The sequence below is a fragment of the Sphingomonas sp. 67-41 genome (genome assembly GCF_001899725.1).
GTDB lineage: Bacteria > Pseudomonadota > Alphaproteobacteria > Sphingomonadales > Sphingomonadaceae > Sphingomonas > Sphingomonas leidyi.
In genome coordinates, this window is the sequence record NZ_MKWJ01000031.1 from 135181 (window position 1) to 149060 (window position 13880).

Genomic DNA, 13880 nt, shown 5'->3' on the forward strand with positions numbered 1-13880 from the left:
AGGCCCGCTTCCCGTTTCGGCCGACAGGCCAATGGGCGCGTAGCTCAGTGGTAGAGCACTGTGTTGACATCGCAGGGGTCGCAAGTTCAATCCTTGCCGCGCCCACCATATAGAAAAGCCGCCAGGTCACCGATCTGGCGGCTTTTTTGATGCCTTGCACTGGTGCCGCGCCGCGCTTTGGCGCATCCTTGGCCGCATGCGGGAACAGGCTTCGGAATATGATTGGGCGGGCGGTCGCGGCGCCCAGTGGCGCGACCAGCTCGACGGGATGGAGGCGATGCTTGCGCCGGTCGATGCGCCGTTCGTCGCGGCGCTGGCGCTGGATGCGCCCTGTCGCATTGCCGAAATCGCCTGCGGGGGCGGCGGCACGACGCGCGCCATCGCCGCGGCGGCGCCGGCCGGCAGCGACATCACCGGCTTCGACATTTCGCCCGACCTGGTCGCCGCGGCCACCGCGCGGGCGGGCACGGTGGCGCGCTTCGTCGAGGCGGATGTCGCGCGCTACCGGCCCGAGCGGCGGTTCGATCGGCTGGCCTCGCGCTTCGGGGTGATGTTCTTCGACGATCCGGCGGCGGCCTTTGCCAATCTGCGCCACTGGCTGGCACCGGGCGGGCGGCTGGCCTTCGCGGTCTGGGGGCCGGTGGGCGAAGTCGGTTTCATGGCGCAGATCCGCGCCGCGATCGCATCCGTGGTCGAATTGCCGCCGGCCGATCCCGATGCCCCCGGCCCGGTTCGCTATGGCGACCCCGCCAGGCTGATCGCGCTGTTGGATGCCGCCGGTTTCCAGGGCGCCGCCAGCCATAGCTGGCACGGCGCGCTGCCCGTGCCAGCCGCCACGCCCGAGGCCGCGGCCGATTTCCTGCTTGCTTCCTCGTCGACGGCGGCGCCGTTGCTCGGTGCGCCGCCGGCCCAGCGCGAGGCGGCGCGCGCCCGCCTGGCCGAAGCCTGTGCGGGCCATTGGCGGGACGGCAATGCCTGGATGCCGGTGCGGGTGGAGATCGTCACCGCCGCCGGCTAGAGTCGTTTTCAGTAGGACGGCACCGGCCCGCTCCCCCACCCGGCCACCCAGCGGAAGTATATTCATGGGTGGCCGGGTGGGGGAGCGGGCCGGTGCCGATTCAGCAGAGCTGAAAACGACTCTAGGCGACGCGCAGTTCCGCCAGAAAGGCATGGACCTGGTCCGACAGGGCATCGGCGCCGACATGGAGCCTGCCCGCAACGTCGCGCATCGCGCGTGCCTGGTCCGAAGCATCGCGCGAAGTGCCGCCGATCGCCTCGACGTCGCGCTGGATGCCGGTGCTCGCATGCACTGCCTCGTCCACGTTGCGCGCGATCGTGCGCGTCGCTTCCTCCTGCCGGGCGACGGCGCTTTCCACTGCGTCGGCCAGCGCCGCCATCGCGCCGATCGCCTGCTCGACGCGGCTGTGCCCCGCGGCGACCTCGTCTATCCCGCCGCGGATCTCGCGGACATGCGCAGTGATCCGGTCGGCCGCGATGCCGGTCTGGGTCGAGAGCTGCTTCACTTCGTTCGCCACCACGGTGAAGCCGCGCCCCGCCTCGCCGGCGCGCGCCGCCTCGATCGTCGCATTGAGCGCGAGCAGGTTCACCTGCCGGGCGATGTCGCTGATCAGCCCGATCACCGAATCGATCGATTGCGCCGAATGGAGCAGGTCGCGCGTCCGCGCGCTCCCGCTCTCCACCAGTTGCGAGACCGCCGCCGCCGCCTGGCGCGCATCGCTGGTATTGTGGGCGATGCCGGAGAGCGCGCCGGCCAGCTCGCGCCCGCGCGCGGCGATCTCCGCCATGTTGTCGCTCGTCTGGGAGGCGGCGGTCGCCACCGCCAGGGCGCGGTCGCCCACGCCGCTCGCCCGGTCCGCCGTCAGCACCGCGCCATCCTCGAGCGCAGTCGAGAGCAGGCCCATGTCGTGCGACAGCGCCTCCACCTGCGCCTCGAAGCGTCGGCTCGCCGCCTCGATCCGCGCCGCGCGCTCCACCTGGGCGCGCGCCGTCGCCACTTCGCGCTCGGCGGCGAGATGGACGAGCCGGCGGTTGTTCACCGTCGCCTGCACCCGGCCGCCCCGGGTCAGGATCATCCCCTCCGATCCGCCCGAAGCGCGGTAGCTCTCCATCAGCCGGGCGAGGTCGTCGGTCATCTCCGCCACCGGACAGGCGCGGACATAGCGCGACACCGCCGCGCCATAGGAAGGGTTGCGCATCAGCGCATGGCCGAAGGGATTGAGCAGCAGCCGCCGCACGTCCTTCTCGAAGATCGCGCCGAGCGGGCGTCCGCGCTCGTCGACGATCGCCACCAGCCGCAGCTCGGGATCGTTGCCGAACAGCTCCGCCGCCCGCCACATCGTGTCGGTGAGCGTCAGCAACGGCGGATTGAGCTCGCGCTCGGTGAGCCAGGTGCCGCCTGGGGCGGGCGAGGGATCGGCCAAGGACATCCCCCGCCGGATAGGGGGCGGTTGGTAAATGCGCACTTAGCCCAGCGTTACAGTACCGAGACAAAGCGCATTTTTTCGCGAGTTGCGGCCGATTCTTCCCGAAAAACGCGCCGCGGACTGTAACCCGGTTGTCATCTGCCGATGCCTAGGGCGGGGAATGAAGCTCAGCATCGAGAATCTGGCCCTGAACCGGGGCGAACGCCGCGTGCTCGAGGGCGTGGACGCGGTGTTCGAGCGGGGCAAGGTGACGGCGATTCTCGGTGCGGCCGGCGCGGGCAAGGCCCTGTTGCTGCGCGCGATCGCCGGCCGTGCCGATGCCGATGCCGGCCATGTCCGGCTGGGCGGCAGGCTGATCGGTCGCTTGGGCCGGGCCGAGCGCGCCCGGGCGGTCGCGCTGGTCGAGCGGGATCGCCACCGCCTGCTCGGCCGGGGTTCCGCCGATCTCGCCGCCGCGCTCGTCGCCCGCCCTGACTGGCTGCTGGCCGAGGATCCGCTGAGCGCGCTCGACCCGGCCGCGCAATTCGCCCGGATCGCGCAGCTGCGCGCGGCCGCCGGGCAGGGGATGGGCATCGTCGTCGCGCTCGCCGATCCGGTGCTGGCCGCGCGCGTGGCGGATGCGGTGCTGCTGCTGGGCGGCGGCCGCATGATCGCCTTTGGCGCGCCCGGCGAAGCGCTCGCCCATCAGCCGCTACGCGCGGCGTTCGGCGTGGAGGTGATGATGATCGGCGACGCGCAGGGCCGCCTCCTTCCCGTGCCGATCGGCTGCCTCCCGGCCTGAGCTTTCCCGTCGGCCGGTGCGTGACAGCGCCCGTCGCTTGTGCCACTGCGTAATTAAATTACACGAACGAGTCGGGCCGGCGGAGTCCGCAGGAGAGCGAAATGCGTAACATCGACCATGTCATTGTCGGCCATGATGGCGGCGCGGGCGCCCGTACGGGCGATGTGTTCGACCCGAACACCGGCCAGGTCCAGGCCCGGGTCCAGCTCGGCACCCAGGCCGATCTCGACAAGGCCGTCGCCGCCGCGCTCGCCGCCCAGCCCGGCTGGGCCGCGACCAACCCGCAGCGCCGCGCCCGCGTGATGTTCGCCTTCAAGGCGCTGGTCGAGAAGAACATGGAGGAGCTGGCGCACCTGCTCAGCTCCGAGCATGGCAAGGTGATCGCCGATGCCAAGGGCGACATCCAGCGCGGCCTGGAAGTGATCGAATTCGCCTGCGGCATCCCGCATGTGCTCAAGGGCGAATACACCCAGGGCGCGGGCCCCGGCATCGACGTGTACAGCATGCGCCAGCCGCTCGGCATCGGCGCCGGCATCACGCCGTTCAACTTCCCGGCGATGATCCCGATGTGGATGTTCGGCGTCGCCATCGCCTGCGGCAATGCCTTCATCCTAAAGCCCAGCGAGCGCGATCCGTCGGTGCCGGTGCGCCTTGCGGAGCTGATGCGCGAGGCGGGCGCGCCCGAGGGCGTGCTCCAGGTCGTGCACGGCGACAAGGAAATGGTCGACGCCATCCTCGACCACCCGGCGATCGCGGCGGTCAGCTTCGTCGGCTCGTCGGACATCGCGCACTATGTCTATCGCCGCGGCGTCGAAGCCGGGAAGCGCGTCCAGGCGATGGGCGGCGCGAAGAATCACGGCATCGTCATGCCCGATGCCGATCTGGACCAGGTGGTGGCGGATCTGTCCGGCGCCGCCTTCGGCTCGGCGGGCGAGCGCTGCATGGCGCTGCCGGTGGTCGTACCGGTGGGCGACAAGACCGCCGATGCCCTGCGCGCGAAGCTGATCCCGGCGATCGAGGCGCTGCGCGTCGGCATCTCCACCGATGCCGAGGCGCATTACGGCCCGGTCGTCAACGCCGCGCACAAGCAGCGCGTCGAGAACTGGATCCAGACCGGCGTGGACGAAGGCGCCGAGCTGGTGGTCGACGGCCGCGGCTTCCAGCTCCAGGGCCATGAGCAGGGCTTCTTCATCGGGCCGAGCCTGTTCGACCGCGTCACGCCGGACATGCAGGCGTACAAGGAAGAGATTTTCGGCCCGGTCCTCCAGATCGTCCGCGCGCCCGATTTCGAAACCGCGCTCAAGCTGCCGAGCGACCATCAATATGGCAACGGCGTCGCCATCTTCACGCGCAACGGCCATGCCGCGCGCGAGTTCGCGGCGCGCGTCAATGTCGGCATGGTCGGCATCAACGTGCCGATCCCGGTGCCGGTCGCCTATCACACCTTTGGCGGCTGGAAGCGCTCGGCGTTCGGCGACACCAACCAGCACGGCATGGAAGGCGTGAAATTCTGGACCAAGGTGAAGACCATCACCCAGCGCTGGCCCGACGGCGGCGCGAGCGGCGACAGTGCCTTCGTCATTCCGACCATGGGGTAACCGGATGCCGGCACGCATCCGATACTCGCTCGTTGCGGCGATCTGCGGACTTTGGGTGGCGTCACTCTTCCTGCCCGTATTCGATGCAGGCGGGCCGGGCTGGATCTTGCTCGCAATGGGGTGGCTGGGCATTGGGATCGGCGAACTGAGCTGGCTTGCCAATCCGCTGCTCCTTGTGCTCGTGGTGCTGCTGCTGCCGGCCCATATACGCGGGAGCAAGCGATTCCTGGCTTGCGCGGTGTTCCTCGGGTTCGTCCTGCTCCGCGAAGCGATGCGCAGTACGATCATGGTCAACGAAGCGGGTACGCTCGAGCCCGTTCAGCGTTTTGCGGGCTGCTATGCGTGGATGGGGGCAGTATCTCTGGGCATGATTGCGGCCGCGGTCCAATGGGGGTTCGCGTCGCGGCCAGCGCCGGCGTGCGGTTAGGCTTGCAACCGCTTCGTCTTGCCCCTTCCGAACCACGGCACCGCCGCCGCTTCGAAATGGGCGTGGTAGCGCGGGTGCTCGGTACCCATCCAGCGATCCCACCAGGTGAAGTAGAGCCCGAAATTATGTCCGCCGCCGCTATGGTGCAGGTCATGATGCGTCGCCGTGGTCAGCCAGGCGGTGAGGGGGAAGCGCGTGAAGCCCGGCGGCATCAGCTCGTGCCCCGAATGGCCCAGCACGTTGCGGCCGATCTGGTGGAGCAGGAAGGCGAGCACCACGACCGCGTGCATCGGCACGAACAGCAGGAAGAGCGGCAGGAACATGCCCTCCAGCACGCCCTCGATCGGGGCGAAGCTGTACGCCGCCCAGGGCGTCGGCGTGCGCGACTTGTGATGGGTCAGGTGCGCGCGGCGGAACATCGCCCTGGTGTGCAGCCCGCGGTGCATCCAGTAGAAATAGGCGTCGTGGACGACCACGATGGCCACGAACTCCAGCGCTGCCTGCCACCAGGCCGGCAGGGCGAAGCCCATATGGATGATTCCCGCCTGGTTCATCGCCAGCGTGACGATGCTCCACAGCGCGAAGATGCCGACCGACAGCATCGAATGGCCGAACTCGCGGGCGCGATCCCCCTTGGCGGGCGCGCGCTTCTGGATGCGCCGGGCGGCGGTCCAGCGCGCGCCGGCCCAGAGGATGGCGGTCATCCCGCCGGCGGCGGCGAGATAGCGGGCCAGTTCGACGGCGAAGCTGTGTGCGCCGTGCGCGGCGAGCGGTACGATCCAATGTGGCATGTCGCATCCTCGAAAGCGGATGCCGCCTTGTTAGACCGCGGCGCCGCGCCGGTCGCGCCGCGCCCGGAAAATGCCGCGCATTTCCGGAATCGATCAGCCTTTTTCGGGATCGAGGATCGCGGCGCGCCGATATTCGCTGGGGCTGGTGCCCGTGGCGTCGCGAAAGGCGCGGTTGAACGGGGCGAGGCTGCCATAGCCCAGGTCCATCGCCAGGGTGAGCACCGGCAGGTCCACCCTGGCCGGGTCGCCCAGCCAGGCCTTGGCATCGGTGATGCGGTGCGAATTGAGGAAATCCGAGAAGTTGCGATAGCCCAGCCGCTGGTTGATCAGTGCGCGCAGCCGGTGCTCGGGCACGCCCAGCTTGCCGGCGAGCACGCCGATGCCGAGCCCGGGCTCGCGGTGGACATGGGCGGCCATCGCCGCGTCGAGCTTCTGCTTGAGCACATGCTCGGCCGGCGACAGCGGCGCGCGCGGGAGCGGCGGCGCGGCCTTGTCGAACAGCAGCTCGGCATTGGCCGTGAGCATCGCGGCGCCGAATGCCAGGATCGCGATCAGCGCGGTGCCCGACTGGAGCAGCATCAGCCAGATGTCGGTACGCAGCAGGTCGTACACGCTTTCCACCACCACGATGCCCAGGGTCTGCACGCCCACCACGATCACGAAGCCCAGCCGGAACATGCGGCGCTTCTCGAGCAGGTCGTCGCCGCGATTGGCGATGGCGATGACGATGGCGTGCACCGCGAGCAGGAAGGCGATGCCGTGCTGCACCGCGCCCGCCGCCACCGGCCGCTGGTGTGTCACATAGAGCGCGTGGGTGAAGAGCATCCAGTCGATCAGCGTCACGCCCAGGGCGAGGGCGAACAGGCGCTTGTCGATCGGCCGCTCGAAGATCAGATGGGCGAACACCCACAGCGCCAGCGGGGCGTTGAGCGAGAAGATCTGGATCACCGGCCAGGCCGCGGAACGCCACAGCTGCAATGCGGGCGAGACGATCGCGAGATAGGCCGCCACGCACACCAGCAGCGCGATCGTCGCCCGGCGGATCGGGGCAGGCGCGCCGCTGCGGGCCGCCACCAGCGCCATCAGCAGCAGCTGGCCGACTCCCATCAGCCGCATCGCCGTATCGATAAGCAACAGCCGCTCCATGCGCAGCCTTATGGCGCCGCCCTCCGCCAGCGTCTATTGGCGGGGATGGCTGGAACCAGGGGGAAGGGGCGATGACCGGGTTGCGCTTCGTGCTCAAGGCGATGATCGCCTGCATCGCGCTGGCGATGGTGGTGCCGGGCAAGCGCACGATCAGCGTGATCGCGTCGACGCCGCCCCAGGCGGCCAAGCGCATCGCGCTCAGCTTCGACGACGTGCCGCGCGGCCGCGGCGCCTTCCTCACGCCCGACGAGCGCACCGCGCGCCTGGTCGAGACCTTTCGCTCGCGCCACGTCCCCCAGCCGGTCTTCTTCCTCAATCCCAACCGGATCGTCCATTTCGGCGACGGGATCGATGCGCCGAAGCGCATCGCCGCCTATGTCGCGGCCGGCGGGGTGCTCGGCAACCACACCAATACGCATCTCAAGCTGTCCAAGGTCGCGGCGGAGGCTTTCCTCGCCGATATCGATCGCGCCCAGGCCTATCTGAAGACGCAGGGCAAGGCGTATCGCCCCTGGCTGCGCTTCCCCTATCTGGACGAGGGCGGGCCCGACAAGGCGAAGCGCGACGCCGTCCGCGCCGGGCTGGCCGCGCGCGGGATGATGAACGGCTATGCGACGATCGACGGCTCGGACTGGAACATGGAAGGCCAGGCCATCGCTGCGCGCAAGGCGGGCAAGACCGTCGACATGGAGGCGCTGCGCGACCTCTATGTCGAGACGCACGTCCAGTCCGCCGATTTCGGCGACGATCTGGCCCGTCGCGCGCTCGGCCGCTCGCCCGCGCACGTCCTGCTGCTGCACGAGACCGACATGGCGGGCCTGTTCCTGGGCGACCTGATCGACGCGCTGCGCCAGGACGGCTGGGAGATCATCGGCGCCGACGAGGCCTATGCCGACCCGATCCACCGCGAGCGCCCGGACGTTGCATGGACGGCGGGCACGATGATCGAGCAGCTCGCCTGGGAGAAGAAGCTCGCCAAGCCCCGCTGGTACGAGCGCAACGACGTGAAGATCGCCAATGCGCTCTTCGCCGAGCGCGTGCTGCATGAGAAGGTGGGGGCGGGGAAATGACGCCGCGCCGGGGCAGGCCATCCCATTTCCCTCCCTGGACGGGAGTTCCGATGTCGACTTTCTCATCGCCGGCGCGTTTTCCCGGCCCAAGGACCCAGCCATGACCCAGTTCGAACTCACCGACGACCAGCGTGCCATCCAGGAAATGGCGCGGAAATTCACCGCCGATGCGATCACCCCGCATGCGGCCGAGTGGGACGAGAAGCACATCTTCCCGCGCGACACGATCCGGGCGGCGGCGGAGCTGGGCTTCGCCTCGATCTACGTCTCGGAGGAGAGCGGCGGCATCGGCCTGGGCCGGCTCGAGGCGGCGCTGATCATGGAGGCGATGGCCTATGGTTGCCCCTCCACCAGCGCATTCATCTCGATCCACAACATGGCGAGCTGGATGATCGACCGGTTCGGCAGCCAGACGGTGAAGGACAAGTACCTGCCCTCGCTGATCACGATGGAACGGATCGCGTCCTATTGCCTCACCGAGCCGAGCTCGGGCTCGGACGCCGCCGCGCTCAAGACGCGGGCGGTGCTGGACGGCGACCATTATGTCGTCAACGGCTCGAAGCAGTTCATCTCGGGCGCGGGGGAGAACGAAATCTACGTCACGATGGTCCGCACCGGCGAAGAGGGGCCCAAGGGCATTTCGTGCCTGGTGATCGAGAAGGACATGCCTGGCGTCTCCTTCGGCGCGAATGAGCGCAAGCTGGGCTGGCATTCGCAGCCTACGCGCCAGGTCACGTTCGATTCGGTGCGCGTGCCGGTGGAGAATCGCATCGGGGGCGAAGGCGAGGGCTTTCGTTTCGCCATGATGGGCCTCGATGGCGGCCGCCTCAACATCGGTGCCTGTTCGCTCGGCGGCGCCCAGCGCTGCCTCGACGAGGCGGTGAACTACACCAAGGACCGCCAGCAGTTCGGCAAGCCGATCGCCGATTTCCAGAACACCCAGTTCGTCCTGGCCGACATGGCGACCGAGCTGGAGGCGGCGCGTGCGCTGCTCTATCTCGCCGCCGCCAAGGTGACCTCGGGCGCGCCAGACAAGACCAAGTTCGCGGCCATGGCCAAGCGGCTGGCGACCGACACCGGCAGCTCGGTGGTCGATCGCGCGCTTCAGCTGCACGGCGGCTATGGCTATCTGATGGACTATCCGATCGAGCGCTTCTGGCGCGACCTGCGCGTCCATTCGATCCTCGAGGGCACCAACCAGGTGATGCGCATGATCGTCGGCCGGGAGCTTACCCGCCAGTGACGCCGCTGTCAGGCCAGCTTGATCGCAACGGCTTCCAGCCCGCGATTGCCGATGCGCGCTTCGAATGCGAGCCGCTGGCCCTCGGCGACGGTCTTGATCCCGGCCGCGTGCATCGCGGGAAGGCGGAACGGCACGTCCTCGCCGCCCGCGTCGGGCGTGATGAAGCCCACCCCTTTGCATTCATTGTACCACTTGACCTTGCCGGTTTCGAACATGCCATGCCTTTCCATGATCTGGAGAGGCTATTGCGCCGCGGCCGGCCGGGCAATCGAATGAAGGACGAAAATGAACGCTGACGTCATCCTCCAGGTCGAAGGCCGCGCCGGGCGCATCCGGCTCGACCGGCCCAAGGCGATCCATGCGCTCGACACCGGCATGTGCGCCGCGATGCTGGGTGCGCTGGCGGCGTGGCGTGACGATCCGGCGGTCGAGATCGTGCTGATCGACCATGCCGAGGGCCGGGGGTTCTGCGCCGGCGGCGACATCCGCATGATCGCGACGAGCGGCGCCGGCGACGGCAGCCAGGCGCGCGACTTCTTCCGTACCGAATACCGGCTGAACCATGCGCTGTTCACCTATGCGAAGCCGATCGTGGCGTTCATGGACGGCATCACCATGGGCGGCGGCGTCGGCATTTCGCAGCCGGCGCGCTATAGGGTGGCGACGGAGAACACCAGGTTCGCCATGCCGGAGACCGGCATCGGCCTGTTCCCGGACGTGGGCGGCGGCTGGTATCTCTCGCGCCTGCCGGGGAAGATCGGCGAGTATCTCGCGCTGACCGGCCACCGGCTCGACGGCGCCGAATGCCTCGCGCTCGGCCTCGCCACCCATTATCTGCCGGCCGAGGCGCTCGACGAGGCCAAGGCGCGCATCGCCGCCGATCCCGCGGCGGTGGAGACGATCCTCGCCGAGCTGTCGGCGCCCGCGTCCGAACCGCGCATCGCCGCGCACCGCGCCGATATCGACCGCCTCTTCGCTGCCGACACGGTCGAGGGCGTGCTCATCGCGCTCGACGCCGATGGCGGCGAATGGGCCGCCGCCCAGCGTGCCACGCTGCGCGCCAAGTCGCCCCAGTCGATGAAGGTCTCGCTCCGCCTCGTTCGCGAGGGCCGCGCCCGGACCAGCTTCGCCGAGGAGATGGCGCAGGAATATGCGATCGGCAGCCGCGTCGCGCAGAGCCACGACTTCATCGAGGGCGTCCGTGCGCTGATCGTCGACAAGGACAACGCGCCGGCGTGGAACCCGGCCACGCCCGAAGCGGTGAACGACGCGGCGGTCGACGCCATCTTCGCGCCGCTGCCGGCCGATCAACAATGGGAGCCCTGATGCGCTACGCCACCCCCATCGATCTCTATCATGCCGTCAAGCATGGCTGGGGCCCGGAGACGATTTCGAGCGCCTTCGATCCGGCCGATCCGTGCCGCAACCAGTGCGCGGTGACCGCGCTCACCACCCAGCATTTTTTCGGTGGGGACATCATGAAGACCGCCACCAAGGGCGGCACCCATTTCTACAACCGGATCGACGGACGCTATTGGGACCTCGCGACCGACCAGTTCGACGAGCCGATCCCCTATGACAACACCCTCAGCTCCACCGAGGAAGCCCATGAGCACGCCACGCCCGTGCAGCTCGCGGCCTTGCTCGCCAATCTCGAACGCGTGCCCAGGAGGCCTGAATGAACTACGAAACCATCCTCGTCGAACAGCGCGGCGCCGCCACGCTGGTCACGCTGAACCGCCCCCAGGCGCTGAATGCGCTCAACAGCCAGGTCCTGTCCGAGCTGCTCGATGCGATGAAGGCGTTCGACGCCGATCCGTCGCAGGGTTGCGCGGTGATCACCGGCAGCGAGAAGGCCTTTGCGGCGGGCGCGGACATCAAGGAGATGCAGGCCCAGGGCTTTGCCGACATGTACGGCCATGACTTCTTCGCCGGCTGGGACGCGTTCACGCGCACCCGCAAGCCGATCATCGCCGCGGTCGCGGGCTATGCGCTGGGCGGCGGCTGCGAGCTGGCGATGATGTGCGACTTCATCCTGGCGGCCGACAGCGCCAGGTTCGGCCAGCCCGAGATCAAGCTCGCCGTCTCGCCCGGGATGGGCGGCTCGCAGCGGCTTACCCGCGCCGTCGGCAAGGCCAAGGCGATGGAGATGTGCCTCACCGGCCGGATGATGGACGCCCAGGAAGCCGAGCGCGCCGGGTTGGCCAGTCGCATCCTGCCGGCCGCCGAGCTGGTCGAGGAAGCGGTGAGGACCGCACAAGCGATTGCCGCGATGGCACCGCTGGCGGTGCTGGCCAACAAGGAGATGGTCAACGCCGCCTATGAGACCACGCTCGCCCAAGGCGTGCAGTTCGAGCGCCGGCTGTTCCACGCGCTGTTCGGCACCGCCGACCAGAAGGAAGGCATGACGGCGTTCGTCGAGAAGCGCCCGGGGAACTGGACCGGGAAGTAAGCGTCACTCGATGACGACAAGAGAGAGGATGAAGAGAAGTGGCACGCGTAGCATTTATCGGCCTGGGCCATATGGGCGGCGGCATGGCGGCGAACCTGGCCAAGGCGGGGCATGACGTCCGCGCCTTCGATCTCTCGCAGGACGCGCTCGATCGCGCCAAGGCCGCGGGCTGCCTGCCCGCCGCCAGCGCCGCCGAGGCGATCGCGGGCGCCGAGGCGGTGATCACCATGCTGCCGGCCGGCAGGCACGTGGAGGCCGTCTATGCCGACACGCTGCTCGACAACGCCTCGCCCGGCGCGATCCTGATCGATTGCTCGACGATCGACGTCGACACTGCCCGCCGCATGGTGCAGGCGGCGACCGAACGCGGGCTGATGGCGGTCGACGCGCCGGTCTCGGGCGGCATCGCCGCGGCCAATGCCGGCACGCTCACCTTCATGGTCGGCGGCACCGAGCAGGCGTTCGGCCGGGCGGAGCCGTTCCTGGCGGACATGGGCAAGGCCGTGATCCATGCCGGCGCCAGCGGGGCGGGGCAGGGAGCGAAGATCTGCAACAACATGATCCTGGGCGCGACGATGATCGCCACGTGCGAGGCGTTCGCCCTGGCCGAGAAGCTGGGGCTCGACGCGCAGCGCTTCTACGACATCGCCTCGGTCAGCTCGGGCCAGAGCTGGTCGATGACGAGCTATTGCCCGGTCCCCGGCGTCGGCCCCGAAAGCCCGGCCGACCGCGACTATCAGGGCGGCTTCGCGGCGCCGCTGATGCTGAAGGACCTGAAGCTGGCGCTGGAAGCGGCGGCGAGCGTCGGCGCCGACGTGCCGATGGGCACGCGCGCGGAGGAACTCTACCAGGCATTCGTCGACGGCGCCGGCGCCGGGCTCGATTTCTCGGGGATCATCAAGACTTTGCGGTAATCGAATTCCTCCCTCGGCTTGCTGGGGGAGGAATTTTAACACCCGCCCGCGCATAAGCCCGTCATGCGCCTGCCCATCCTCTCGGCCATTGCCCTGATCGCCGCGCCCGCCGCCGCCCAGCAGCAGCGCGCGCCCTTCGTCGTCGCCGAGACCGGCCAGGGCTTCGCGCATCTGGACGATGCGGTGAGCGCCGTGCGCGACGGTACCGCGACGATCCTGATCGCGCCGGGCACCTATCGCGAATGCACGGTCCAGACCGGGGGCAGGATCACCTTCAAGGCAGTCCAGCCCGGCACCGCGATCTTCGAGAGCCAGACCTGCGAGGAAAAGGCCGCCTTCGTGCTGCGCGGCCGCGGCTCGGCGGTGGACGGCATCGTCTTTCGCGGCTTTTCGGTGCCCGATGGCAATGGCGCCGGCATCCGCATCGAGATGGGCGACCTCACCGTCACCAATTCGATGTTCCTCGACAGCCAGGAAGGCATATTGGGCGGCGGCCACGAGACGGTGCGCCGCATCGCCATCGATCACACGACCTTCGCCGGCCTCGGCCAGTGCGAGACCGAGAATTGCAGCCATGCGATCTATCTCGCGGTGGACGGCGACGTGGTCGTCACCAATTCGCGCTTCGAACGCGGCACCGGCGGCCATTACGTCAAGCTGCGCGCCCGCCGGGTGACGATCACCGGCAACAGCTTCGACGACAGCCGGGGCAACAAGACCAACTACATGATCGACCTGTCCGAGGGCGGCACCGGCCTGATCGCCGGCAACACCTTCGTCCAGGGACCGCGCAAGGAGAACAGCTCGGCCCTGATCGTGGTCGCGGCGGAGGGGCGCACCTATCCGAGCACCGGCCTGCGCATCGAAGGCAACACCGCCACCATGGCGCCCGGCGCGCCGGGCAATCCCGCCTTCGTCGCAGACTTCACCGGCCAGCTCGGCACGCTCGGCCAGAACGATCTCGGCCCCGGCATCCGCATCTTCGAGCGGCGGCGGTAACGCCCTCTCCCCTCG

At 68.9% G+C, this 13880-nt stretch carries 15 protein-coding genes and 1 tRNA gene; 12 read left to right on the forward strand and 4 right to left on the reverse strand.

The genetic code is table 11. The annotated features are described in order from the left end of the window. The first annotated feature begins 33 nt into the window (after window positions 1-33). Window positions 34-108, forward strand: a tRNA-Val gene (locus BGP17_RS21330). 88 nt (window positions 109-196) lie between these two features. Then, entirely contained in the window at window positions 197-1018 is an 822-nt protein-coding gene (locus BGP17_RS21335) for a class I SAM-dependent methyltransferase (protein ID WP_167297899.1), read from the forward strand. A gap of 121 nt (window positions 1019-1139) precedes the next feature. Here the strand turns inward: BGP17_RS21335 and BGP17_RS21340 are convergent, their stop codons facing one another. After that, window positions 1140-2447 carry a methyl-accepting chemotaxis protein gene (locus BGP17_RS21340; RefSeq protein WP_286713533.1) on the reverse strand — a complete coding sequence of 436 codons (1308 nt, stop codon included), beginning with the start codon at window positions 2445-2447 and terminating at the stop codon, window positions 1140-1142. Window positions 2448-2604: 157 nt separating this feature from the next. Between BGP17_RS21340 and BGP17_RS21345 the strand changes: the two genes are divergently transcribed. The 3 genes from BGP17_RS21345 to BGP17_RS21355 all read left to right on the forward strand — a co-directional run bounded on the left by BGP17_RS21345 (window position 2605) and on the right by BGP17_RS21355 (window position 5250). Further along, complete coding sequence (locus BGP17_RS21345; RefSeq protein WP_286713535.1) at window positions 2605-3225, forward strand: ATP-binding cassette domain-containing protein; 621 nt, start codon at window positions 2605-2607, stop codon at window positions 3223-3225. 101 nt (window positions 3226-3326) lie between these two features. Next, window positions 3327-4823, forward strand: a complete 1497-nt coding sequence (locus BGP17_RS21350; RefSeq protein WP_167297902.1) for a CoA-acylating methylmalonate-semialdehyde dehydrogenase — start codon at window positions 3327-3329, stop codon at window positions 4821-4823. Window positions 4824-4827: 4 nt separating this feature from the next. Beyond that, window positions 4828-5250: a hypothetical protein gene (locus BGP17_RS21355; protein ID WP_286713536.1), complete on the forward strand. Its 423-nt coding sequence runs from the start codon at window positions 4828-4830 to the stop codon at window positions 5248-5250. Here BGP17_RS21355 and BGP17_RS21360 read toward each other — a convergent pair. Then, entirely contained in the window at window positions 5247-6041 is a 795-nt protein-coding gene (locus BGP17_RS21360) for a sterol desaturase family protein (protein WP_286713538.1), read from the reverse strand. The two genes, BGP17_RS21355 and BGP17_RS21360, sit on opposite strands and share 4 nt — an antisense overlap. 93 nt (window positions 6042-6134) lie before the next feature. Further along, window positions 6135-7175, reverse strand: coding sequence for an AraC family transcriptional regulator (locus BGP17_RS21365; protein WP_286713540.1), 1041 nt, complete (start codon window positions 7173-7175; stop codon window positions 6135-6137). Window positions 7176-7258: 83 nt separating this feature from the next. Between BGP17_RS21365 and BGP17_RS21370 the strand changes: the two genes are divergently transcribed. Both BGP17_RS21370 and BGP17_RS21375 read left to right on the forward strand, forming a co-directional pair. Continuing rightward, complete coding sequence (locus BGP17_RS21370) at window positions 7259-8257, forward strand: polysaccharide deacetylase family protein (protein WP_167297906.1); 999 nt, start codon at window positions 7259-7261, stop codon at window positions 8255-8257. Between the two features lie 100 nt (window positions 8258-8357). Further along, window positions 8358-9500, forward strand: a complete 1143-nt coding sequence (locus BGP17_RS21375; protein ID WP_167297907.1) for an acyl-CoA dehydrogenase family protein — start codon at window positions 8358-8360, stop codon at window positions 9498-9500. A gap of 8 nt (window positions 9501-9508) precedes the next feature. Here BGP17_RS21375 and BGP17_RS21380 read toward each other — a convergent pair whose 3' ends face one another. Beyond that, the gene (locus BGP17_RS21380; protein ID WP_167297908.1) at window positions 9509-9715 is read right to left on the reverse strand and encodes a cold-shock protein; all 207 of its coding nucleotides are present in this window, start codon (window positions 9713-9715) and stop codon (window positions 9509-9511) included. 70 nt (window positions 9716-9785) lie between these two features. Here BGP17_RS21380 and BGP17_RS21385 point away from each other — a divergent pair, with 70 nt between their 5' ends. The 5 genes from BGP17_RS21385 (at window position 9786) to BGP17_RS21405 (ending at window position 13865) form a co-directional block, all read left to right on the forward strand. After that, a complete protein-coding gene (locus BGP17_RS21385; RefSeq protein ID WP_286713541.1) occupies window positions 9786-10826 on the forward strand; it encodes an enoyl-CoA hydratase/isomerase family protein in 1041 nt (346 codons plus the stop codon). Beyond that, on the forward strand, window positions 10826-11182 hold the full coding sequence (locus tag BGP17_RS21390; RefSeq protein WP_286713542.1) for a YunG family protein: 357 nt from the start codon (window positions 10826-10828) through the stop codon (window positions 11180-11182). Before BGP17_RS21385 ends, BGP17_RS21390 begins: the two co-directional genes overlap by 1 nt. Next, window positions 11179-11952 carry an enoyl-CoA hydratase gene (locus BGP17_RS21395; RefSeq protein ID WP_286713543.1) on the forward strand — a complete coding sequence of 258 codons (774 nt, stop codon included), beginning with the start codon at window positions 11179-11181 and terminating at the stop codon, window positions 11950-11952. The genes BGP17_RS21390 and BGP17_RS21395 overlap by 4 nt, the downstream gene beginning before the upstream one ends. A 38-nt stretch (window positions 11953-11990) precedes the next feature. Then, window positions 11991-12866, forward strand: a complete 876-nt coding sequence (gene mmsB, locus BGP17_RS21400; RefSeq protein ID WP_167297912.1) for a 3-hydroxyisobutyrate dehydrogenase — start codon at window positions 11991-11993, stop codon at window positions 12864-12866. A 63-nt stretch (window positions 12867-12929) separates the two neighbouring features. Then, window positions 12930-13865: a NosD domain-containing protein gene (locus BGP17_RS21405; protein ID WP_286713544.1), complete on the forward strand. Its 936-nt coding sequence runs from the start codon at window positions 12930-12932 to the stop codon at window positions 13863-13865. Window positions 13866-13880: the final 15 nt, after the last annotated feature.